Origin of the sequence: Pseudomonas sp. BF-R-01 (assembly GCF_019946615.1) — a bacterium.
Classification (GTDB): domain Bacteria; phylum Pseudomonadota; class Gammaproteobacteria; order Pseudomonadales; family Pseudomonadaceae; genus Aquipseudomonas; species Aquipseudomonas migulae.
On sequence record NZ_JAGYFX010000094.1, the window covers coordinates 1 to 22968 of the forward strand.

The 22968-nt window shown below is 60.8% G+C and carries 18 protein-coding genes; 12 read left to right on the plus strand and 6 right to left on the minus strand.

The genetic code is table 11. The features are described from left to right. Nucleotides 1-84: 84 nt before the first annotated feature. Genes KGB27_RS25050 through KGB27_RS25060 form a run of 3 tightly spaced genes read right to left on the minus strand, consistent with a single transcriptional unit; the run spans nt 85 to nt 2459 of the window. Complete coding sequence (locus tag KGB27_RS25050; protein ID WP_008026675.1) at nt 85-471, minus strand: hypothetical protein; 387 nt, start codon at nt 469-471, stop codon at nt 85-87. 8 nt (nt 472-479) lie between these two features. After that, on the minus strand, nt 480-908 hold the full coding sequence (locus tag KGB27_RS25055; protein WP_008026678.1) for a DNA polymerase III subunit chi: 429 nt from the start codon (nt 906-908) through the stop codon (nt 480-482). Between the two features lie 60 nt (nt 909-968). Continuing rightward, the gene (locus KGB27_RS25060; protein WP_008042481.1) at nt 969-2459 is read right to left on the minus strand and encodes a leucyl aminopeptidase; all 1491 of its coding nucleotides are present in this window, start codon (nt 2457-2459) and stop codon (nt 969-971) included. 311 nt (nt 2460-2770) lie between these two features. Here KGB27_RS25060 and lptF point away from each other — a divergent pair, with 311 nt between their 5' ends. The 8 genes from lptF to pdxJ all read left to right on the plus strand — a co-directional run bounded on the left by lptF (nt 2771) and on the right by pdxJ (nt 11302). Then, nucleotides 2771-3889: an LPS export ABC transporter permease LptF gene (gene lptF / locus KGB27_RS25065; RefSeq protein WP_008042482.1), complete on the plus strand. Its 1119-nt coding sequence runs from the start codon at nt 2771-2773 to the stop codon at nt 3887-3889. After that, nucleotides 3882-4943, plus strand: a complete 1062-nt coding sequence (gene lptG, locus KGB27_RS25070) for an LPS export ABC transporter permease LptG (RefSeq protein ID WP_008042483.1) — start codon at nt 3882-3884, stop codon at nt 4941-4943. The genes lptF and lptG overlap by 8 nt, the downstream gene beginning before the upstream one ends. A gap of 251 nt (nt 4944-5194) precedes the next feature. Continuing rightward, nucleotides 5195-6994 (plus strand): translation elongation factor 4, encoded by a 1800-nt coding sequence (gene lepA, locus KGB27_RS25075; protein ID WP_008026688.1) that lies wholly within the window; start codon nt 5195-5197, stop codon nt 6992-6994. Between the two features lie 5 nt (nt 6995-6999). Continuing rightward, entirely contained in the window at nt 7000-7854 is an 855-nt protein-coding gene (gene lepB / locus KGB27_RS25080) for a signal peptidase I (RefSeq protein ID WP_008026689.1), read from the plus strand. Nucleotides 7855-8038: 184 nt separating this feature from the next. After that, a complete protein-coding gene (gene rnc / locus KGB27_RS25085) occupies nt 8039-8728 on the plus strand; it encodes a ribonuclease III (protein ID WP_032828632.1) in 690 nt (229 codons plus the stop codon). Beyond that, nucleotides 8721-9623 (plus strand): GTPase Era, encoded by a 903-nt coding sequence (gene era / locus KGB27_RS25090; RefSeq protein ID WP_008026691.1) that lies wholly within the window; start codon nt 8721-8723, stop codon nt 9621-9623. The genes rnc and era overlap by 8 nt, the downstream gene beginning before the upstream one ends. Before the next feature lie 159 nt (nt 9624-9782). Further along, complete coding sequence (gene recO / locus KGB27_RS25095) at nt 9783-10466, plus strand: DNA repair protein RecO (RefSeq protein WP_008042484.1); 684 nt, start codon at nt 9783-9785, stop codon at nt 10464-10466. Nucleotides 10467-10555: 89 nt separating this feature from the next. Next, nucleotides 10556-11302 (plus strand): pyridoxine 5'-phosphate synthase, encoded by a 747-nt coding sequence (gene pdxJ, locus KGB27_RS25100; protein ID WP_008042485.1) that lies wholly within the window; start codon nt 10556-10558, stop codon nt 11300-11302. Between the two features lie 129 nt (nt 11303-11431). Here pdxJ and mltF read toward each other — a convergent pair whose 3' ends face one another. Next, complete coding sequence (mltF, locus tag KGB27_RS25105; RefSeq protein WP_032832725.1) at nt 11432-12892, minus strand: membrane-bound lytic murein transglycosylase MltF; 1461 nt, start codon at nt 12890-12892, stop codon at nt 11432-11434. A 274-nt stretch (nt 12893-13166) separates the two neighbouring features. On the opposite strand from mltF, the gene purL reads away from it, so the two are divergent. Together purL and KGB27_RS25115 are read left to right on the plus strand one after the other, a co-directional pair. After that, nucleotides 13167-17063 (plus strand): phosphoribosylformylglycinamidine synthase, encoded by a 3897-nt coding sequence (gene purL / locus KGB27_RS25110; RefSeq protein ID WP_008042487.1) that lies wholly within the window; start codon nt 13167-13169, stop codon nt 17061-17063. A gap of 5 nt (nt 17064-17068) precedes the next feature. Next, entirely contained in the window at nt 17069-17380 is a 312-nt protein-coding gene (locus tag KGB27_RS25115) for a YqfO family protein (RefSeq protein ID WP_032828634.1), read from the plus strand. 232 nt (nt 17381-17612) lie between these two features. Here the strand turns inward: KGB27_RS25115 and KGB27_RS25120 are convergent, their stop codons facing one another. Together KGB27_RS25120 and KGB27_RS25125 are read right to left on the minus strand one after the other, a co-directional pair. After that, nucleotides 17613-20021: a glucose/quinate/shikimate family membrane-bound PQQ-dependent dehydrogenase gene (locus KGB27_RS25120; RefSeq protein WP_207286055.1), complete on the minus strand. Its 2409-nt coding sequence runs from the start codon at nt 20019-20021 to the stop codon at nt 17613-17615. A 214-nt stretch (nt 20022-20235) separates the two neighbouring features. Beyond that, complete coding sequence (locus tag KGB27_RS25125; RefSeq protein WP_223556714.1) at nt 20236-21618, minus strand: carbohydrate porin; 1383 nt, start codon at nt 21616-21618, stop codon at nt 20236-20238. 403 nt (nt 21619-22021) lie between these two features. Here KGB27_RS25125 and KGB27_RS25130 point away from each other — a divergent pair, with 403 nt between their 5' ends. Together KGB27_RS25130 and KGB27_RS25135 are read left to right on the plus strand one after the other, a co-directional pair. Next, complete coding sequence (locus KGB27_RS25130) at nt 22022-22252, plus strand: VF530 family DNA-binding protein (protein ID WP_007903672.1); 231 nt, start codon at nt 22022-22024, stop codon at nt 22250-22252. An 8-nt stretch (nt 22253-22260) separates the two neighbouring features. Then, nucleotides 22261-22896 (plus strand): Pr6Pr family membrane protein, encoded by a 636-nt coding sequence (locus KGB27_RS25135; protein WP_411736715.1) that lies wholly within the window; start codon nt 22261-22263, stop codon nt 22894-22896. Nucleotides 22897-22968: the final 72 nt, after the last annotated feature.

The window sequence follows — 22968 nt, forward strand, 5'->3', positions numbered from 1 at the left end:
AAGGCGGTGTGTCAGTCAGCATTGATGTATCTGACATATCGCCTTCGCGGGCAAGCCTCGCTCCTACGGGAGGGGGGTGTTCGATTAATCGTTGTACTGGCTTAGCAACCGCTCAAGGCGCGCGCTGAGGCGGCGTTTGATTTCGGTTTCGATGTGCGGGGCGAAGTCGTCGATCACGTCTTGCATGATCAGTTGCGCGGCGGCGCGCAGTTCGCTGTCCAGGTGCAGCAGGTCGTCTGGACCTTTGGCAGCGGGTGCCGGTTGCGCGGCAGCGGCGACTGGCGTCGGTGCGACGGTGGGCTGACTGGCGCTGACCGTGTCGAACAACATCGGAATCTGTTCCTGCTCTCCATCGTCGACCGTGTCGGTCAGCAGCGGTGGTTGCAGGTTGTCATCGCCGAGCAATTGGCGGATCGACTCAAGGTCGTCCAGCAGGTGCGCGGACTTTTGCAGCGGTTTTGGAGTGTCCATCGGAATGCTCAGAGTCGCTGTAAACGGTGATCTTGCAGAGGATAGCCCTGTTCGCGGTAGAAACGGAAACTCTCCCGCGCAGCCGTGCGTATCGCCGGATCCTCCACCACCACTTCCGCCACCCGGGCGAATTTGTTGGCAAAGGCCGGGACTTTCAGGTCGAGATTGACCAGCAAATCCTGATGTTGACCGCAGTCATCGCCAAGACCCAGCACAATCAAACCGTCCGGCTCGCTTTCGGCGGGGCCGTGGGGCACGAAGCTTTCGCCCTTGAAGGCCCACAGGCGCGCATCGAGATCGTCACGCTGGGCGGCATCGCTGCAATGCAGGTAGATGCGATGGCCCATGCGCCAGGCTTTATCGGTGAGCTTGCAGGCGAAATCCAGCCGTGCCGAAGGATCGGCGCTGGGCAGGATATAGAAGTCGACTTTGGTCATTGCGGTTCCTGAGCCCCAGGCGGCGTCGCCCGAAAGCAACGCCGCCCGAGGTCATCGGTTTCAGGCTTTGGCGCGGTCCAGCAGGTACTGGGTCAGCAATGGAACCGGACGGCCAGTGGCGCCCTTATCCTTGCCGCCGCTGGTCCAGGCGGTGCCGGCGATGTCCAGGTGCGCCCAGTTCAGGTTCTTGGTGAAGCGCGACAGGAAGCAGGCAGCGGTGATGGTGCCGGCTTTCGGGCCGCCAATGTTGGCGATGTCGGCGAACGGGCTGTCCAGCTGCTCTTGATACTCGTCGAACAACGGCAGTTGCCAGGCGCGGTCGTCAGCCGATTGGCCGGCGCTCAGCAGCTGGCCGATCAGTTCGTCGTTGTTGCCCAGCAGGCCGGAGGTGTGCGCACCCAATGCAACGACGCAAGCGCCGGTCAGGGTTGCGATGTCGATCACGGCTTGCGGCTTGAAGCGCTCGGAGTAGGTCAGGGCATCGCACAGCACCAGACGGCCTTCGGCGTCGGTGTTGAGGATTTCCACGGTCTGGCCGCTCATGGTGGTGACGATGTCGCCCGGACGCGAAGCGTTGCCGCTCGGCATGTTCTCGGCGCAGGCGAGGATGCACACCAGATTGATCGGCAGCTTCAGTTCAAGCACGGCGCGCAGGGTGCCGAAGACGCTGGCGGCGCCGCCCATGTCGTACTTCATTTCATCCATGCCGGCGCCCGGCTTCAGGCTGATGCCGCCGGTGTCGAAGGTGATGCCTTTGCCGACCAGGGCGTACGGCTTCTCGGATTTCTTGCCGCCGTTGTATTGCATGACGATCAGGCGCGGTGGCTGGGCGCTGCCCTGGCCGACGGCGTAGAACGAGCCCATACCCAGTTCCTTGATTTTCTTCTCATCAAGGACTTCGACTTTCAGGCTTTTGAATTCTTTACCGAGGTTTTTCGCTTGCTCGCCGAGGAACGTCGGGTGGCAGATGTTCGGCGGCAGGTTGCCCAGGTTGCGGGTGAACGCCATGCCGTTGGCGATCGCGGTGGCGTGGGCCACGGCGCGCTCGACTTCAGCCTGGGCCGCCTTGATGGTCACCAGGGTGACTTTCTTCAGGGCGCGAGGTTCGGCTTTCTGGCTCTTGAACTGATCGAAGGTGTATTCGCCGTCCACCAGGGTTTCGGCCAGCAGGCGGGTTTTGCCATAGCTGTCGCGACCCTTGACGATCACTTCGTCCAGCGCCAGCACGGCATCGCTGCCGCCCAGGCCTTTAAGGGTGTTGAGGACGCCGGCGATGATTTTACGGAACGGGCGGTCACCCAGTTCTTCGTCCTTGCCCACGCCGACCAGCAACACGCGCTCGGCTTTCAGGTTCGGCAGGCTGTGCAGCAACAGGCTCTGGCCAACCTTGCCGGCCAGGTCGCCACGCTTGAGCACTGCGCTGATGGCGCCGCCGCTCAGTTCGTCGAGTTGTTTGGCAACGGCGCCGAGCTTGCGGCCTTCGCCGACGGCGACTACCAGGGTGGCGGTTTTCAACGTTTCTGGGTTAACGCTTTTTACAACCAGTTCCATGTCCGGGTCCCTGAATGATGGGTCAACACGCAAGTGCTCGACGACAGACGTTCGAGCCTGCTTATTTATAGAGTGAAAGACGCAAGTCACGGCTTGCGACAAAGGCCGCAGTTTGAACCTCGCTACCGGCGCCTGACAACCCTCGGTTGTACGATCTTCTGCGCTTTGGCCGCCTGCGTAACCATGCGCAGTGACAGGCGCGTCCAATCACAGGATAATGCGCCAACTTTTTTCGGCAGCTCTGTCTTGCGGGCTGCCTGATACGTTTGCTTGTTTGGCCGCCTTAGCCTGACAACCCTGGAGTGTCTGGTTTGATCGTCTTCCGTTACCTATCCCGCGAAGTCCTGTTGACCTTGAGCGCCGTCAGTGCCGTGCTGCTGGTCATCATCATGAGCGGACGCTTCATCAAATACCTCGCCCAGGCGGCGGCTGGCCTTCTGGATCCGGGCTCGCTGTTCCTGATCATGGGCTTTCGCCTGCCAGGCTTTCTGCAACTGATCCTGCCGCTGGGCCTGTTCCTCGGGATCCTGCTGGCCTACGGTCGCCTGTACCTTGAAAGTGAAATGACCGTGCTCTCCGCCACGGGCATGAGCCAACAGCGCCTGTTCACCATGACCCTGTTTCCGGCCACCCTGGTGGCACTGGTGGTGGCATGGTTGAGCCTGAGCCTGGCGCCACAAGGGGCCAATCAGTTTCAGTTGCTGCTGAACAAACAAGATGCGCTGACCGAGTTCGATACCCTCGAGCCGGGCCGCTTCCAGGCCCTGCGTGACGGCACCCGGGTGACCTACACCGAAACCCTGTCGGATGACCGCATCCACCTCGGCGGCGTGTTCATTTCGCAAAAGAACGTCTCGTCGGACAAGAAGGATCGCGGGATTTCCGTGCTGGTGGCCGAGAAGGGCCGTCAGGAAATCCGCCCCGACGGCAACCGCTACCTGATTCTCGACAACGGTTATCGCTACGACGGTAACCCGGGGCAGGCCGACTATCGTGCGATCAAGTACGAAGAGTACGGCGTGTTGCTGCCTAAACCGGACGTCAGCGACGAAGTCACCGACCGTGATGCAATGCCCACCAGTTCGTTGCTCGGCAGTGATGACCTGCGTTCGCGCACCGAGTTGCAATGGCGCCTGTCCTTGCCCTTGCTGGTCTTCATCGTGACCCTTATGGCGGTGCCGCTGTCGCGGGTCAATCCGCGCCAGGGCCGTTTCCTCAAGCTGCTGCCGGCGATTCTTCTTTATATGGCTTACCTGAGCATCCTGATTGCCGCTCGCGGCGCCCTCGAAAAGGGCAAGATCCCGCCCGCGCTGGGCTTGTGGTGGGTTCACGCAATCTTCCTGGCCATCGGCCTTGGCTTGCTCTATTGGGAACCCTGGCAGTTGAAGCGGGCGAGTCGCCGCAGCGCGCTGGAGGTGGCCCGTGGTTAAGCTCGATCGCTACATCGGTAGCAGCGTCTTTATCGCGATCCTGGCGGTACTGGGGATTATTCTCGGTCTGGCCACGCTGTTCGCTTTCATCGACGAGATGGGTGAAGTCAGCGATACCTACACCCTGGTCGATGTCTTGAGTTACGTCCTGCTGACTGCGCCGCGTCGTCTTTACGACATGTTGCCGATGGCAGCACTGATCGGCTGCCTGATCGGCCTCGGCAGTCTGGCCAGCCACAGCGAGCTGACCATCATGCGCGCTGCGGGCGTGTCGATCGGCCGGATCGTCTGGGCCGTCATGAAGCCGATGCTGATCCTGATGGTGGTGGGCGTGTTGATTGGCGAGTACATCGCGCCGGCGACCGAAAGCACCGCGCAGGCCAACCGCTCGCTGGCTCAAGGCAGTGGTGATGCGCAAAGCGCCAAGCATGGCCTGTGGCACCGTCAGGGCGAGGAGTTCATCCACGTCAACTCGGTACAACCCAACGGCGTGCTGTACGGCGTGACCCGCTATCGCTTCGACGATCAGCGGCACATGCTGTCCTCGAGCTTCGCCAAACGCGCGAAATTCGACCAGGATCACTGGCAGTTGAGCGATGTCACGACCACGCTGTTCCATGACAAGAGCACCGAAGTGGTCACGGCCCCGGTCGAGCGCTGGAACGTGGCGCTGAGCCCGCAACTGCTGAGCACCGTGGTGATGTCGCCGGATTCGCTGTCGATCACCGGCCTGTGGAGTTACATCCACTACCTGGCGGATCAGGGGTTGAACAATGGCCGCTACTGGTTGGCATTTTGGGTCAAGGTGTTGCAGCCGCTGGTCACTGCCGCCCTGGTACTGATGGCGATCTCCTTCATCTTCGGTCCGCTGCGCTCGGTTACCCTCGGTCAGCGGGTATTCACCGGCGTGCTGGTGGGCTTCACCTTCCGCATCGTCCAGGACCTGCTGGGGCCTTCGAGCCTGGTGTTCGGGTTCTCGCCGCTGTTTGCGGTGCTGGTGCCGGCGGGTGTGTGTGCCTTGGCCGGGGTCTACCTCCTGCGCCGAGCCGGTTGAAACACACGAACCTGTAGGAGCCGGCTTGCTGGCGATAGCACATCGCTTCGGTCATCCAGACCCACTGCGGCGCCCCCATCGCCAGCAAGCCGGCTCCTACAAAAGCCTTCAAAAACGCCCCTGTCGCAAGACCGGGGCGTTTTTTGTAGGTGCCGTCTGACCTGCGAACGTGACGCTTGCGCCGTGGATCAGGTACAATTCCCGGCTATTTTTCGGCGGGCCATGCCTGCAGCCTTTTTGAGTGTTGATCCGTGAGTGATTTGAGTCATATCCGCAATTTCTCCATCATCGCCCACATTGACCATGGCAAGTCGACGCTGGCCGATCGCTTCATCCAGATGTGCGGCGGCCTTGCCGAGCGCGAAATGGAAGCCCAGGTGCTGGACTCCATGGACCTGGAACGTGAACGCGGGATCACCATCAAGGCCCACAGCGTCACCCTCTATTACACCGCTCGCGATGGCATCAAGTACCAGCTGAACTTCATTGACACCCCGGGCCACGTTGACTTCACCTACGAAGTCAGCCGGTCGCTGGCGGCCTGTGAAGGTGCCTTGCTGGTGGTCGATGCCGGTCAGGGCGTTGAAGCGCAGTCGGTTGCCAACTGCTACACGGCGATCGAGCAGGGTCTGGAAGTCATGCCGGTCCTGAACAAGATCGACCTGCCACAGGCCGATCCGGACCGCGTCAAAGAAGAAATCGAAAAAATCATCGGCATCGATGCCACCGACGCGGTCACTTGCAGTGCCAAGACCGGTCTGGGCGTCGATGAAGTGCTGGAGCGCCTGGTCACCACCATTCCGGCGCCTACCGGCAACTACGACGATCCGCTGCAAGCGTTGATCATCGACTCCTGGTTCGACAACTACCTGGGCGTTGTGTCCCTGGTGCGAGTGCGCCACGGTCGCGTGAAGAAGGGCGACAAGATCCTGGTCAAGTCCACCGGCAAGATCCACCTGGTGGACAGCGTCGGTGTATTCAACCCGAAACACACCCCTACTGCCGACCTGAAGGCCGGTGAAGTGGGCTTCATTATCGCGAGCATCAAGGACATTCACGGTGCGCCAGTGGGTGACACCCTGACCTTGAGCTCCACCCCCGACGTTGACGTGCTGCCAGGTTTCAAGCGCATTCAACCGCAGGTGTACGCGGGTCTGTTCCCGGTCAGCTCCGACGACTTCGAAGATTTCCGTGAAGCCCTGCAAAAGCTCACGCTCAACGACTCGTCGCTGCAGTACACCCCGGAAAGCTCCGACGCCCTGGGCTTCGGCTTCCGTTGCGGGTTCCTCGGCATGCTGCACATGGAAATCATCCAGGAGCGCCTGGAGCGCGAGTACGACCTGGACCTGATCACCACGGCGCCGACGGTAATTTTCGAGCTGTTGCTGAAAACCGGTGAAACGATCTACGTCGATAACCCGTCGAAGCTTCCGGACCTGTCCACGATCGAAGACATGCGCGAGCCGATCGTGCGGGCCAACATTCTTGTGCCGCAAGAACACCTGGGCAACGTTATTACCCTGTGCATCGAGAAGCGTGGCGTGCAGCACGACATGCTGTTCCTCGGTACTCAGGTTCAGGTGACCTACGATTTGCCGATGAACGAAGTGGTCCTGGACTTCTTCGATCGTCTGAAATCCACCAGTCGTGGCTATGCTTCGCTGGATTACCATTTCGATCGTTATCAATCGGCTAATCTGGTGAAACTGGATGTGTTGATCAACGGTGACAAAGTCGACGCCCTGGCGCTGATCGTGCACCGTGACAATGCGAACTACAAAGGTCGCCAGTTGACCGAGAAGATGAAAGAACTGATTCCACGGCAGATGTTCGACGTGGCAATCCAGGCCGCCATTGGCGGTCAGATTGTGGCGCGGACAACCGTCAAGGCACTCAGAAAGAACGTATTGGCCAAATGCTACGGTGGTGACGTCAGCCGTAAGAAAAAGCTGCTGGAAAAGCAAAAGGCCGGTAAGAAACGCATGAAGCAAGTCGGCAACGTGGAAATTCCACAAGAAGCCTTCCTTGCAGTGCTCAGGTTGGATAGTTAGGTCCTATGTCACTAAATTTCCCGCTGTTGCTGGTCATCGCCGTGTTCGTCTGCGGCCTGTTGGCGTTGCTTGATCTGGTTTTCCTGGCGCCGCGTCGGCGTGCCGCCATCGCCTCCTATCAGGGCAGCGTCAGCCAGCCGGATGTGGTGGTGGTCGAGAAGCTGAACAAAGAGCCGCTGCTGGTCGAATACGGCAAGTCGTTCTTCCCGGTGTTGTTCATCGTGCTGGTCCTGCGTTCGTTCCTGGTGGAGCCGTTCCAGATTCCTTCCGGCTCGATGAAACCGACGCTGGATGTCGGCGACTTCATTCTGGTGAGCAAGTTTTCCTACGGGATCCGCCTGCCGGTGATCGACAAGAAAGTCATCGATGTCGGTGATCCGCAGCGCGGCGATGTGATGGTGTTCCGTTACCCGAGTGATCCGAACGTCAACTACATCAAGCGTGTGGTCGGCCTGCCGGGTGACCAGGTTCGCTACACCGCCGACAAGCGCCTGTTCGTCAACGGCGAGTCGATTGCCGAGCAACTGGTCGGCTCCGAGCCGGGCACGTTGGGCAGCGCCGAGCTCTACAAGGAAAAACTCGGTGCCGCCGAGCACTTGATCCGCAAGGAAATGAGCCGTTATCGCGCATCACCTGACCATACGTGGACCGTGCCTGCCGGGCACTACTTCATGATGGGCGACAACCGCGACAACTCGAACGACAGTCGTTACTGGGATGATCCGACTATTCCCAAGGATCTGCTGGGCATGGTTCCCGACAAGAATATCGTCGGCAAGGCCTTCGCAGTCTGGATGAGCTGGCCGGAACCCAAACTCAGTCACCTGCCGAATTTCTCGCGGGTTGGCCTGATCAAGTAATCACACACGGCGCTGTTGAACACAGCGCCGAATGCATTTCTGGAACTGCCACAATCGGCGCCAGACGCATGAAAACAATGATATTCAGGACGTAATTTTTGAACACAGCGTTAATTGTCCCAAGCCTGCGCCGCACCACGGCGATGGCGGTGGAATCCAGCCACGAACTCAGCGTGGGTAAACCGTGAGCGTCTCCTTAAGCCGTCTAGAGCGTCAGCTCGGCTACACCTTCAAGGATCAGGAACTGATGGTCCTGGCCCTGACTCACCGCAGCTTTGCCGGGCGCAACAACGAACGCCTGGAATTCCTCGGTGATGCCATCCTCAACTTCGTCGCTGGCGAGGCGCTGTTCGATCGCTTCCCGCTGGCCCGCGAAGGCCAGTTGTCGCGTTTGCGCGCACGTCTGGTGAAAGGTGAGACTCTGGCTGTACTGGCCCGCGGTTTCGATCTGGGCGATTACTTGCGTCTGGGTTCCGGCGAGTTGAAAAGCGGCGGTTTCCGTCGCGAGTCGATTCTGGCCGATGCCCTGGAAGCGCTGATCGGTGCGATCTACCTGGACGCCGGCATGGACGTGGCGCGCGAACGCGTGCTGGCCTGGCTGGCCGGCGAGTTCGAAGGCCTGACACTGGTCGACACCAACAAAGATCCAAAAACCCGCCTGCAGGAATTCCTGCAGTCCCGTGGTTGTGAGCTGCCGCGTTACGAAGTGGTGGATATCCAGGGTGAGCCGCATTGCCGGACGTTCTTCGTCGAATGCGAAATCACCTTACTGAATGAAAAAAGCCGAGGTCAGGGTGTGAGTCGTCGTATTGCCGAACAGGTAGCGGCCGCCGCAGCACTGATAGCCCTGGGTGTGGAGAATGGCAATGACTGATTCAACCGCAACACGCTGTGGCTATGTTGCCATCGTCGGCCGTCCCAACGTGGGCAAGTCCACGCTGCTGAACCACATCCTCGGCCAGAAGCTGGCGATCACTTCGCGCAAGCCTCAGACCACCCGCCACAACATGCTGGGCATCAAGACCGAAGGCGCCGTCCAGGCGATCTACGTCGACACCCCGGGCATGCACAAGGGCGGCGAAAAGGCCTTGAACCGCTACATGAACAAGACCGCTTCGGCGGCGTTGAAAGACGTCGACGTGGTGATCTTCGTGGTGGATCGCACCAAGTGGACCGACGAAGACCAGATGGTGCTCGAGCGCGTCCAGTACGTGACCGGCCCGCTGATCGTGGCGCTGAACAAGACCGACCGCATCGAAGACAAAGCCGAGCTGATGCCGCACCTGACCTGGTTGCAGGAACAGCTGCCGAACGCGCAGATCATGCCGATCTCGGCCCAGCACGGGCATAACCTCGACACGCTGGAACGAGTGATCGCCGAGCACCTGCCGGAAAACGATCACTTCTTCCCGGAAGACCAGATCACCGACCGCAGCAGCCGCTTCCTCGCCGCTGAACTGGTGCGTGAGAAAATCATGCGTCAGCTGGGCGCCGAGCTGCCATACCAGATCACCGTGGAAATCGAAGAGTTCAAGCAGCAGGGGAAAACCCTGCACATTCATGCGTTGATCCTCGTCGAACGTGACGGCCAGAAGAAAATCATCATTGGCGACAAGGGCGAGCGCATCAAGCGCATCGGCACCGAGGCGCGCAAGGACATGGAGCTGCTGTTCGACTCCAAGATCATGCTCAACCTCTGGGTCAAAGTGAAAGGCGGCTGGTCCGACGATGAGCGCGCATTGCGTTCGCTGGGTTACGGCGACCTGTAAACCTGAGCCCAGGTGATAAAACTGTGGGAGCGAGCCTGCTCGCGATAGCGGTCTGTCAGTCAACAATGTTGTTGAATGTCAGTCCCTCATCGCGAGCAGGCTCGCTCCCACAGTGGTTTTGGGGTGTTAGTAAAATCGCGATCCGTCATTGAGAGCACCATGTCCCAGCCCATCGGCCAACCCGCCTACGTCCTCCACTCCCGCGCCTACCGCGAAAACAGCGCATTGGTGGATTTCCTCACGCCGCAAGGTCGGCTGCGGGCGGTGTTGCGCAGTGCGCGGGGCAAGGCCGGGACGTTGGCGCGGCCGTTCGTGCCGCTGGAAGTCGAGTTCCGGGGGCGTGGCGAGTTGAAGAATGTCGGGCGCATGGAAAGTGCCGGTACGTCGACATGGCTCATCGGTGAGGCGCTGTTCAGCGGGCTTTACCTCAATGAGCTACTGATTCGCCTGTTGCCATCAGAAGATCCCCATCCCGCTGTCTTCGATCACTACGCCGCGACTTTGCTTGCGCTGGCCGAAGGCCGCCCGCTGGAGCCACTGCTGCGTTCCTTCGAATGGCGCTTGCTCGACGATCTCGGTTACGGCTTCGCGCTGAACACCGACATCCACGGCGAACCCATCGCGCCGGATGGTCTGTATCGTCTACAGGTGGATGCCGGCCTGGAACGGGTCTACCTGCTGCAACCCGGTCTGTTCAACGGCACCGAACTGCTGGCCATGGCCGACGCCGACTGGTCGGCCCCCGGCGCGTTGTCCGCCGCCAAGCGTTTGATGCGCCAGGCATTAGCCGTTCACCTGGGCGGTCGTCCCCTGGTTTCCCGAGAGTTGTTTCGAAAGCCGTAGGGTCTTGATCTTCGCTCCCACCAAGGATCAACAGACCTTGTTGCCCCGTGTATGCTGTGCGCCGAATCTTTAAATTCAGGAGCGCTTCCGTGACCACCAGCAATCGAATTCTTCTTGGCGTGAACATCGACCACGTTGCCACCCTGCGCCAGGCCCGGGGCACTCGCTATCCCGATCCGGTCAAGGCCGCACTGGACGCCGAAGAGGCGGGCGCTGACGGCATCACCGTGCACCTTCGCGAAGACCGTCGGCACATTCAGGAACGTGACGTGCTGGTGCTCAAGGATGTGCTGCAAACCCGCATGAACTTCGAAATGGGCGTCACCGAAGAAATGATGGTGTTCGCCGAGCGCATCCGCCCGGCGCACATTTGCCTGGTGCCGGAAACCCGCCAGGAACTGACCACCGAAGGCGGTCTGGACGTAGCGGGGCAGGAAGCGCGGATCAAGGCAGCAGTGGATCGCCTGGCGAAGATCGGTTGCGAAGTGTCGCTGTTCATCGATGCGGACGAGCGGCAGATCGAAGCGTCCCGTCGTGTCGGTGCTCCGGCGATTGAATTGCACACCGGTCGTTATGCCGATGCCGAGACACCGACGGACGTGGCTGAAGAGCTCAAGCGCGTGGCCGATGGCGTGGCGTTTGGTCTGGCGCAGGGTTTGATCGTCAACGCCGGTCACGGTTTGCACTATCACAACGTCGAAGCGGTCGCGGCGATCAAGGGCATCAACGAACTGAACATCGGCCATGCGCTGGTGGCGCATGCGTTGTTTGTCGGGTTCAAGTCGGCGGTGTCTGAAATGAAGGCGTTGATCCTGGCCGCAGCGTTGAAGGGCTAAGACGGAGGTGCTGCCTTCGCGGGCAAGCCTCGCTCCTACAGGGTCGGTGCCATACGCAAAATTGCGGCACAACACGGACCTGTAGGAGCGAGGCTTGCCCGCGAAGGCGTCCTCAAAAGCAACACAAATCTAAAGCTGCGGGGTTTCCTGGCTCGGCTTGGACTTGTCGACCCCCGGCACATGCAGATTGCCTTCGGCCACCTGATTGCCTTCCAGCTGAGGCTGCGTCACCCAGGTCAGGATGTCGTAGTAGCGACGGATGTTCGCCACGAAATGCACCGGCTCGCCGCCACGGGCGTAGCCGTAACGGGTTTTGCTGTACCACTTTTTCTCGGACAGGCGCGGCAGGATTTTCTTCACGTCCAGCCATTTGTCCGGGTTCAGCCCTTCCTTGGCCGCCAGTTTGCGCGCGTCATCCAGGTGACCGCTGCCGACGTTGTAGGCCGCCAGCGCAAACCAGGTACGGTCCGGTTCCTGGATAGACTCATCCAGCTGTTCCTTCATGTAGGCCAGGTACTTGGCGCCGCCCATGATGCTTTGCTTCGGATCGAGGCGATTGGACACGCCCATGGCTTGCGCGGTGTTCTGGGTCAGCATCATCAGGCCACGCACGCCGGTCTTCGACGTGACGGCCGCTTGCCACAGGGATTCCTGATAACCGACCGCCGCCAACAGGCGCCAGTCGACCTTCTCTTTCTTGGCGTAGGTCTTGAAGTGTTGCTCGTACTTGGGCAGTCGTTGCTGCAAATGCTGGGCGAAGGTGGTGGCGCCCATGTAACCGAGGACGTCGACGTGCCCGTAATAACGGTCCTTCAGGCGTTGCAGGGTGCCGTTCTTCTTCACCTTGTCGAGGTAGGCGTTGATCTCGTTGAGCAGGCTGTTGTCGTCGCCGGCGGCCACGGCCCAGCTCTGGTCGCTGGCGTCACCGAGGTCGAAGGCGACCCGGATATTGGTGAAGTAGACCTGGTTCATCGCCACTTCGTTAGAGTCGACCAGGGTCAGGTCAATCTGGCCTTCATCGACCATGCGCAGCAGGTCGACGACTTCAACCGCGTCGGACTCTTCGTATTCAATGCCGGGAAACTTCTGTTTCAACTCCGCCAGTTGCCCGGCGTGGGTGCTGCCCTTGAGCACCATGATCTTCTTGCCCACCAGATCCTTTGCATCGGTCGGCCGCGACTGGCCGTTGCGATAGATGATCTGCGGGGTGACTTCCAGATAAGAGTGGGAAAACCGCACCTGCTGTTTGCGCGCTTCGCTGCTGACCAGGCCGGCCGCAGCGATCACCGGACCGTTGGGCTTGCCCACCTGGCTGTACAGGTCGTCAAGGTTGTCGGCGGTTTCGATCTTGAGTTCGACCCCCAGATCGTCGGCGAAGCGCTTCACCAGCTCGTATTCGAAGCCGGTTTCACCGTTGCGATCCTGAAAGTAGGTGGCGGGGCTGTTTCGGGTAACCACCCGCAGCACGCCATCCTCCTTTACGCGCTCCAGCGTGTTGGGTTTATCAACACAGCCACTGAGCATCAGGAAGAGTCCGGTTGCGATCAGCCATTTGGCGTACCGCGGACGCAAAGCCGTTGGGGAAAACATCTGCGCAGTATACGCAAAGGACCACGAGCGCCATATCTCGACAGCGAAGGCCTTGTCTGCTAGAGAGCGAAAAACCGCTCTGGAGCCCGCAGGAATGGGCTCGAATGGCTTTTTGTGACACAAAAAATAACACCTGGCCGACCGCAGTTTCAGGTCCGGATACCCGGCCCGACGTCCGGGTGACGCCGCCCGTACCGTTTCGGGTGATGTCGCGGGCGGTTTAGGCTAGAATGCACGGCCTCAAAGCACACCCCTTCCCGAGGCTGTCCCGAAGATGTTGATCCTGCGCGGCGCTCCTGCCCTTTCTGCCTTTCGCCACAGCAAACTCCTTGAGCAACTGAGCCAGAAGGTTTCGGCTGTCAGCGGCTTGTATGCTGAATTCGCTCACTTCGCCGAAGTTACCGGCGTCCTGACCGGCGACGAACAGCAGGTGCTCGCGCGCCTTCTGAAGTACGGTCCAAGCGTACCGGTTCAAGAACCGACCGGTCGCCTGTTCCTGGTGTTGCCGCGTTTCGGCACCATCTCGCCGTGGTCCAGCAAGGCCAGCGACATCGCTCGCAATTGCGGCCTGAGCAAGATCCAGCGCCTGGAGCGCGGTATCGCGTTCTACGTCGCCGGCCAGTTCAGCGACGCCGAAGCGCAGCTGATCTCCGATGTGCTGCATGACCGCATGACCCAGATCGTCCTCGCCAACCTTGAACAGGCCGCCGGCCTGTTCAGCCACGCCGAACCGAAGCCGCTGACCGCGATCGACGTGTTGGGTGGCGGCCGCGCCGCGCTGGAAAAAGCCAACACCGAGCTGGGCCTGGCCCTGGCCGAAGACGAGATCGACTACCTGGTCAACGCCTTCGTTGGTTTGAAGCGCAACCCGCACGACATCGAACTGATGATGTTCGCCCAGGCGAACTCCGAGCACTGCCGTCACAAGATCTTCAACGCCAGTTGGGACATCGACGGTCAGAGCCAGGAAAAAAGCCTGTTCGGCATGATCAAGAACACTTACCAGATGCACAGCGAAGGCGTTCTGTCCGCTTATAAGGACAACGCTTCGGTGATCGTCGGTAATGTCGCCGGCCGTTTCTTCCCGGACCCTGAAACCCGCCAGTACGGCGCGGTACAGGAGCCGGTGCACATTTTGATGAAAGTCGAAACGCACAACCACCCGACCGCGATTGCCCCGTTCCCGGGTGCGTCCACCGGTTCCGGTGGCGAGATCCGCGACGAAGGCGCTACCGGTCGTGGCGCCAAGCCAAAGGCCGGCCTGACCGGTTTCACCGTGTCGAACCTGCAGATCCCTGGCTTCGAACAGCCGTGGGAAGTGCCGTACGGCAAGCCTGAGCGCATCGTCACCGCGCTGGACATCATGATCGAAGGCCCACTGGGTGGCGCCGCGTTCAACAACGAATTTGGTCGTCCGGCCCTGACCGGTTACTTCCGTACCTTCGAACAATCGATCACCACTCCGCGTGGCGACGAAGTTCGCGGTTACCACAAGCCGATCATGCTGGCCGGCGGCATGGGTAACATCCGTGCCGAACACGTACAGAAAGGCGAGATCACCGTCGGCTCCAAGCTGATCGTGCTCGGCGGCCCGGCGATGCTGATCGGTCTGGGCGGCGGCGCTGCTTCCTCCATGGCCACCGGCACCAGCTCGGCTGACCTGGACTTCGCTTCGGTTCAGCGCGAAAACCCTGAGATGGAACGTCGCTGCCAGGAAGTCATCGACCGTTGCTGGCAACTGGGTGACAAGAACCCGATCAGCTTCATCCACGACGTGGGTGCGGGCGGTCTGTCCAACGCCTTCCCGGAACTGGTCAACGACGGCAACCGTGGTGGCCGCTTCGAACTGCGCAATATTCCAAACGACGAGCCGGGCATGGCCCCGCACGAAATCTGGAGTAACGAATCCCAGGAACGCTACGTTCTGGCCGTCGGCCCTGCTGACTTCGAACGCTTCCAGGCGATCTGCGAGCGCGAGCGTTGCCCGTTCGCCGTGGTCGGCGAAGCCACTGCCGAGCCACAACTGACCGTCACCGACAGCCACTTCGGCAACAGCCCGGTGGACATGCCGCTGGAAGTGCTGCTGGGCAAAGCCCCGCGCATGCACCGTTCGGCCGTTCGTGAAAACGAGCTGGGCGACGATTTCGATCCATCGACGCTGGAGATTGCAGACTGCGTCGAACGCGTTCTGCATCACCCGGCCGTGGCGAGCAAAAGCTTCCTGATCACCATCGGCGACCGCACCATCACCGGCCTCGTGGCCCGTGACCAGATGGTCGGCCCGTGGCAGGTTCCGGTGGCCGACGTTGCCGTCACCGCCACCAGCTTCGACGTCTACACCGGTGAAGCCATGGCCATGGGCGAGCGCACTCCGCTGGCTCTGCTGGACGCTCCGGCGTCGGGCCGCATGGCCATCGGCGAAACCCTGACCAACATCGCCGCTTCGCGCATCAACAAGATCTCCGACATCAAGCTGTCGGCGAACTGGATGTCCGCAGCCGGTCACCCGGGTGAAGACGCGCGTCTGTACGACACCGTGAAAGCGGTCGGCATGGAACTGTGCCCTGAGCTGGGCATCACCATTCCGGTGGGCAAGGACTCCATGTCCATGGCCACGCGCTGGAGTGACAACGGCGAAGACAAGACCGTCACCTCGCCAATGTCCCTGATCGTGACCGGTTTCGCGCCAGTGGCTGACATCCGTCAGACCCTGACCCCGGAACTGCGCATGGACAAGGGCACCACCGACCTGATCCTGATCGATCTGGGCCGTGGCCAGAACCGCATGGGCGCCTCGATCCTGGCCCAGGTTCACGGCAAGCTCGGCTCGCAAGCGCCGGACGTCGATGATGCCGAAGACCTGAAAGCCTTCTTCGCGGTGATCCAGGGCCTGAACGCCGACGGTCACCTGCTGGCCTACCACGACCGTTCCGACGGTGGTCTGCTGACCAGCGCCGTGGAAATGGCCTTCGCCGGTCACTGCGGCCTGAGCCTGAACCTCGACGGTCTGGCGGAAACCTCCGCCGACATCGCAGCGATCCTGTTCAACGAAGAACTGGGCGCCGTGATCCAGGTTCGCCAGGACGCGACTCCGGACATCCTCGCGCAGTTCAGCGCCGCTGGTTTGGGTGAGTGCGTGTCGGTGATCGGTCAGCCGATGAACAACGGCGAGATCAGCATCACCTTCAACGGCGAAACCGTGTTCGAAGGTCAGCGTCGTCTGCTGCAGCGTACATGGGCTGAAACCAGCTACCAGATCCAGCGTCTGCGTGACAACGCCGACTGCGCCGAGCAAGAGTTCGACGTGCTGCTGGAAGAAGACAACCCGGGCCTGAGCGTCAAGCTGAGCTACGACGTCAACCAGGACGTCGCCGCGCCTTACATCAAGAAAAACATCCGCCCACAGGTTGCCGTGCTGCGTGAGCAGGGCGTCAACGGTCAGGTGGAAATGGCGGCCGCGTTTGACCGCGCCGGTTTCAACGCAATCGACGTGCACATGAGCGACATTCTGGCCGGCCGTGTCGACCTGAACGACTTCAAGGGCATGGTCGCTTGCGGCGGTTTCTCCTACGGCGACGTACTGGGCGCCGGTGAAGGCTGGGCCAAGTCCGCGCTGTTCAACAGCCGCGCCCGTGATGCGTTCCAGGGTTTCTTCGAACGTAGCGACAGCTTCACCCTTGGCGTGTGCAACGGTTGCCAGATGATGTCCAACCTGCACGAGCTGATTCCGGGCAGCGAGTTCTGGCCGCACTTCGTGCGTAACCGTTCCGAGCAGTTCGAAGCCCGTGTGGCGATGGTTCAGGTCCAGGAGTCGAACTCGATCTTCCTGCAAGGCATGGCCGGTTCGCGCATGCCGATCGCCATCGCACACGGTGAAGGTCATGCCGAGTTCTCCAGTGAAGAAGCGTTGCTGGAAGCCGATCTGTCGGGTTGCGTGGCGATGCGTTTCGTCGACAACCATGGCAAGGTCACCGAGAAGTACCCGGCCAACCCGAACGGCTCGCCGCGCGGGATCACCGGTTTGACCAGCCGCGACGGTCGCGTGACGATCATGATGCCGCACCCGGAACGTGTGTTCCGCGCCGTGCAGAACTCGTGGCGTTCGGAAGACTGGAACGAAGACGCGCCATGGATGCGTATGTTCCGTAACGCTCGCGTGTGGGTGAACTAAGCGCCGTGTACAAGCTCAGCTTCTTTGTTCCGACCAGTCATGTCGAAGTGGTCAAAAGCGCTGTGTTCGCTGCCGGTGGCGGGCGAATCGGTGCTTACGAACACTGCGCATGGCAGGTGTTGGGCCTGGGTCAGTTTCGTCCAATGGAGGGCAGTCAGCCGTTCATTGGCGAAGCAGGGCAGGTCGAACAGGTCGAGGAATGGAAAGTTGAGCTGGTGGTGGCGGATGAGTTGATCCGTTCGGTGGTGGCGGCTTTGAAACAGAGCCATCCCTACGAGACACCGGCTTATGAAGTGTGGCGGCTGGAGGATTTCTGATCCGCTGGCCGCTGTAATGAAAAACCCGCTACGGCGGGTTTTTTGTTGCCCACAAATTTATAGATCAACATGCAAACCCTGTAGGAGCTGGCTTGCCAGCGATAGCGTCCTGTCAGCCGACATCAACGTTGAATGTTGAACCGCCATCGCCGGCAAGCCGGCTCCTACAAGGGATCACAAAAAAAGGCGACCCCCTCACGGGAGTCGCCTTTGCTTTAACCGCCGCTAAAACCTACTCGGACAGTTTGTACGCAATCACATAGTCACCTTGCTTGGTGCCCAGCGACCCGTGACCACCCGCCACGACGAGCACGTATTGCTTGCCGTCCTTGCCGGTGTAGGTCATCGGTGTGGTTTGCGCGCCCGCAGGCAGGCGACCTTCCCACAGTTGCTTGCCGTTTTTCACGTCGTAGGCACGCAGGTACTGGTCGAGGGTGCCGCTCAGGAAGCCAACGCCACCGGCGGTGGTGAAGGTGCCGCCCAGGCTAGGCACGCCCATGCTCAGCGGGATCGGAACCGGCGAGCTGTCGCGCACGGTGCCGTTCTTGTGTTTCCACAGGACTTTGGCGGTGGTCAGGTCGATCGCCGCTACATAACCCCATGCCGGCGCCTGGCACGGCAGGCCCATTGGCGACAGCAATGCTTCGAGGACTACGCCGTACGGCGCGCCTTTGTTGGGCTGCACGCCTTCGGTTTCGCTTTTACGCGGGCCTTGGGCTGCGATTTCGGCGGCCGGGATCAGTTTCGATTTGAACGCCATGTAGCTCGGGTTCACGAAAGCGATCTGACGCACCGGGTCAACCGAGATGCCGCCCCAGTCGAACACGCCGAAGTTGCCTGGATACACGATCGAACCCTGCAGCGACGGCGGGGTGAACGGGCCGTCGTAGCGCATGGACTTGAAGTCGATCCGGCAGATCAGTTGGTCGAACGGCGTCACGCCCCACATGTCGCGCTCTTGCAGCGGCGGCGGCATGAGGTTGAGGTCGGATTTCGGTTGGGTCGGCGAGGTGTGATCACCTTCGACAGCGCCTTGCGGAACCGGCACTTCGTTGATCGGCACAATCGCCTGGCCGGTGCTGCGATCCAGTACGTAGATGCTGCCTTGCTTGGTGGACGCGAGTACCGCCGGCTTCACGCCGTCTGCGGTTTTCAGGTCCATCAGGGTTGGCTGGCCACCAACGTCCATGTCCCACAGGTCATGGTGGGTGAACTGGAAGTGCCAGCGCACTTTACCGGTGCCAATGTCGAGGGCGGTCAGGCCGGCGGCGTGCAGTTCCGATTCCGGAGTGCGAGCGCCACCGAACTGGTCCGGCGTCTGGTTGCCCATCGGCAGGTACAGCATGCCGAGTTTTTCGTCGACGGCGAACATGGACCACATGTTCGGCGAGTTGCGGGTGTAGACCTTGCCTTCGGCAATCGGCGTGGTGTCGTCCGGGTTGCCGCTGTCCCAGTTCCACACCAGTTTGCCGGTGTGCACGTCGAACGCGCGGATCACGCCGCTCGGCTCGTCGGTGGAGACGTTGTCGGTGACGTGGCCGCCAATCACCACCAGATCCTTGGTGACCGCTGGAGGCGAGGTGGAGTAGTAACCGCCGGCGGTGAAACCACCGATGTTGGCGCGCAGGTCGACCTGGCCTTTGTCGCCGAAGTCTTCGCACATCTTGCCGGTGTCGGCGTTCAGGGCGATCAGGCGGGTGTCGGCGGTCGGCAGGAAGATACGGCGTGGGCAAACGCTGGCGACAGGCGCGCTGGCGCTGCCGGTCGGGCTCTGCTCGGAGGCGTAAGCCGCGTCATCGTGATACGTCACGCCACGGCAGGTCATGTGCGCCCAACCCTTGAAGTTCGCCGCGTTTTGCGTGGAGAGCTTCGGATCGAAACGCCAGATTTCCTTGCCGGTGTCCGGGTCCAGTGCGATCACTTGGCTGTGCGGCGTACACACATAGAGCATGCCGTTGGCTTTCAGCGGGGTGTTTTCAGCGGTGGTTTCACCCGGATCGTTCGGCCCCGGCAGGTCGCCGGTACGGTAGGTCCAGGCCGGAACGAGCTTGTTGACGTTCTGCGGGGTGATCTGCGCCAGCGGCGAGTAACGGTCACCGTGAGCGCTGCGGCCGTAGGAGTTCCAGTCACCGTCGGGCATGGCCGGGGCGGTGTTGGTCATGCCCGGTACGCTGTCGCGGTCCAGTTGGCCTTTGATTTCACCGGGGTTGGTGAATTGGCTGGCCAGTGCGGTCACGCCCGCGAGCACCACGGCCACGCTCAGTGCGCCGGTGCCTTTCGGTGCAGCGCCTTCGCGCAGCAGCGGACGACGGAACCACGGCAGCAGCATGACGATGCCCAGCGCGAACAACATTGCCAGACGCGGCACCAGTTGCCACCAGTCGAGGCCAACTTCCCACAAGGCCCAAACGGTGCTGGCGAACAGCACCAGCGCGTACAGGCCCAAGGCTGCGCGGCGGGCAAGGATCAGCAGCACGCCGGTCAGCGCCAGGCCGATACCGGCCAGCAGGTAATACAGCGAGCCGCCGAGCATGCTCAGCTTGATCCCCCCGGCCAGCATGGCCAGGCCCATTAGCAGAAGCAGAATGCCGAGCAGGGTCGGCAATAGACGGCTTCGACTCAAAGCACCATCAGTGCTCATAGTGTGGTTCTCCGTGACGTTTCAAGTAGTCCCGCGCAAGTTCACTGTAGATGACGATCCGGCGCGGGCAGGGTTCATGTAAAAACTGGAACTGTTAACGCGGTCCTTGTAGGAGCCGGCTTGCTGGCGATGGCGTCCTTTCAGGCGACAGATGTGTCGACTGACACACCGCTATCGCCAGCAAGCCGGCTCCTACAGGGTTTTGCGTTGTTCTTTAGAACGATGACTGGATCTTGATCCCGCCAATCAGCGCGTCATCGACCTTGTCCACGCCACCGGGGTGGCGGATGTATTGCAGGTTCGGGCGCACGGTCAGCCAGTTCGTGACGTGCACGCCGTAATAGAGTTCGGCGCTGTATTCGGTGTCCTGCGGCGGCAGGAAGGACGGATCGTCGAAGTCGGAGACTGCGTGGGCCTGATTGCTCGCCTCGGCGTTCTTTCGGTAGGCCGGGTTGACGTGAACACGGGCGAGGGCGAAACCGATGTCGTCCTTGGCACGCGCATCGAACAAGCCTTTGTAGACGACGCCCGCCTGGACATAGTTGTCGATGGCGTTGGTCTTCTTGTCGTGCATCGTGCCGTTGGCGAACACGCTCAGGCCACGGGAATTGTCGCTGGCGCGGCTGGTGATCTGCTGCTGCACACCCAGCCAGACGCCGTGCTTGCTTGACGCGCTGCGGTAGGCCTCGCCACTCAGGGCGGCGGGCTGGCCATTGCTGTCCTTGTAGGCATCGGTAGCGTTGGCGTTGCTGTAGTAGTAACCGGCGCGGTATTCGCCCGGCAGGCCGTTGAGCTTCGGCGTCCACACCAGCTCCACCGGCAAAATTGCGCCTTGGGTGCCGCTGCCGCTGAGCTTGAAACCATTGCCGCGATCAAGGTTCGACGGGTTCTGCTCATACGCGCCGACCTGCGCGTACAGCTCTGGCGTCAGGTGATACTTGACCCGCATCGCCCACTGGCTGACCGGCCAGTTGTACCAGATGCCCCCGACCCAGTTACCGACCTGGGAGCCGCAGAACGCCAGGTTCTGGAAGTCGCAGGGGAAACTGTTGAAATCTTCGCCTTCGCCGAAACGGCCGACCTTGATGTCGAGCTTCTGATCGAAGAATTTCTGCTGATACCACATCTGCGTCAGGCGCCAGGTTTGCCCGCGACCCCAGACTTCTTGCGCTGAAGTGAAACCGCCGACCCGCGGATCGTTGATCCGGTCGTTGCTGATGTTGTTGCCGTTACGTTCGGTGATGGTCAGCTGAAATTCAGCGTCGTCCCAACCGAGGATCTTCTGCAGATCGAGATGCGTGCCGAGGCCGAACTGATCGCTGTAGCGCGCGGTGCGATCGTGGTCGTAGCCGCCGTGCAGATTGCTGCCCATTTCACCGGTGTAATCGACTTTGAAGTCGTAGCCCTTTTCCGAAAGTTCGGTGCGCGCGCCGTTCCAGTCGCCGAGCATCCACGGCGATTCGCTATCGAAGGCCGGGGTGGCCTGAACGCAGGTGGCGAGGCCCAGCGCGGTGAATCCGCTGATCAGGTTGAGGACTTTTCGCTGGGAAACAGGCATGCAGACAGCGCTGTCTCGCAAAAATTGAACGTAAGGCATAGAGGAGAAATTCTTGATCTTTTTCTGGGGAGTGAGGGGCGAAGCGGTTAGCGGAAGCGTTTCAGCAGGTTCGGGCGTAAGGATAATGTTCTGTTACAAATAGAGAAAGGCCTTTTGCCGAGATGAATTTTTGTTGATTCGGTAACAGTCAGCACACCACAACACCCTGTAGGAGCCGGCTTGCCGGCGATGGCGGTCTCACGTTCTATGCAAGATTCAATGGCCCCATCGCTGGCAAACGGAACGCCGCCCGGCCGCTCCTACAAGGGATTGCGTGATGCCATTCAAATGTTTTGTTCCGTTTCGCCTACATTCAACAGATAGCGCACAGACGCCTTTCCCCCAAGGCGGCCCTCGGCTAAGGTGCGCGGCTTCCAATTCATCTATCGCTCGAAGGCCCGGCATGACCGAACAGAACAACAACCCGCTGCATGGCGTGACACTGGAGCAGATCCTCAACGCGCTGGTTGAACATTACGAATGGTCGGGGCTGGCCGAGCGCATCGATATCCGCTGCTTCAAGAGTGATCCGAGCATCAAGTCGAGCCTGACCTTCCTGCGCAAGACCCCGTGGGCGCGGGAGAAAGTCGAACGCTTGTACGTCAAGTTGATGCGTACCAAGCGACCGCTCTGAACATGATCATGCAACCTGCCGTGCGCCGTCGTTTTGTGGCCGTGGCTGCTGTCCTCGGCTGGGCGGGATTGAGCATTCAGCTGTACCTGATTTTCTATTCGCGCTGGACGCTGGTCGCCAGTCTGCTGGGCGGGCTGGTGAGTTTTTTCAGCTACTTCACCGTGCTCAGCAACACGCTGGTGGCGACCGTGCTGACCTGCGCACTGACGTCCCGCGAGTCGGCCGCGCGCCGCTGGTTTTTGCAGCCGGGGGTGAGCGGCGCGATTGCCGTGAGCATCGCCGTGGTCGGCCTTGCCTACAACATTCTGTTGCGCCATCTGTGGCATCCCGAAGGTTGGCAATGGCTGGCCGATGAGCTGATGCACGACGTCATGCCGTTGCTGTTTCTGGCCTGGTGGTGGTTGTGTGTGCCCAAAGGCACCCTGCGTCTGCGGCATATTGCGTTGTGGGTGATTTACCCGTTGCTGTACTTCGCTTACGCGCTGCTGCGCGGGCATCTGCTGGCGGTTTATCCCTATCCGTTCATTGATGTCGACAAGCTGGGTTATCCACAGGTGTTTGTGAATGCAGGAGGATTGTTGGCGGGGTTTGTGGTTATTGCGTTGTTGGTGATCGCGCTGGATCGGTGGCGGCGATACGCCTAAATCACACGGACCTGTAGGAGCCGGCTTGCTGGCGATGGCGGTGTGTCAGGCGATATCAATGTTGACTGATAC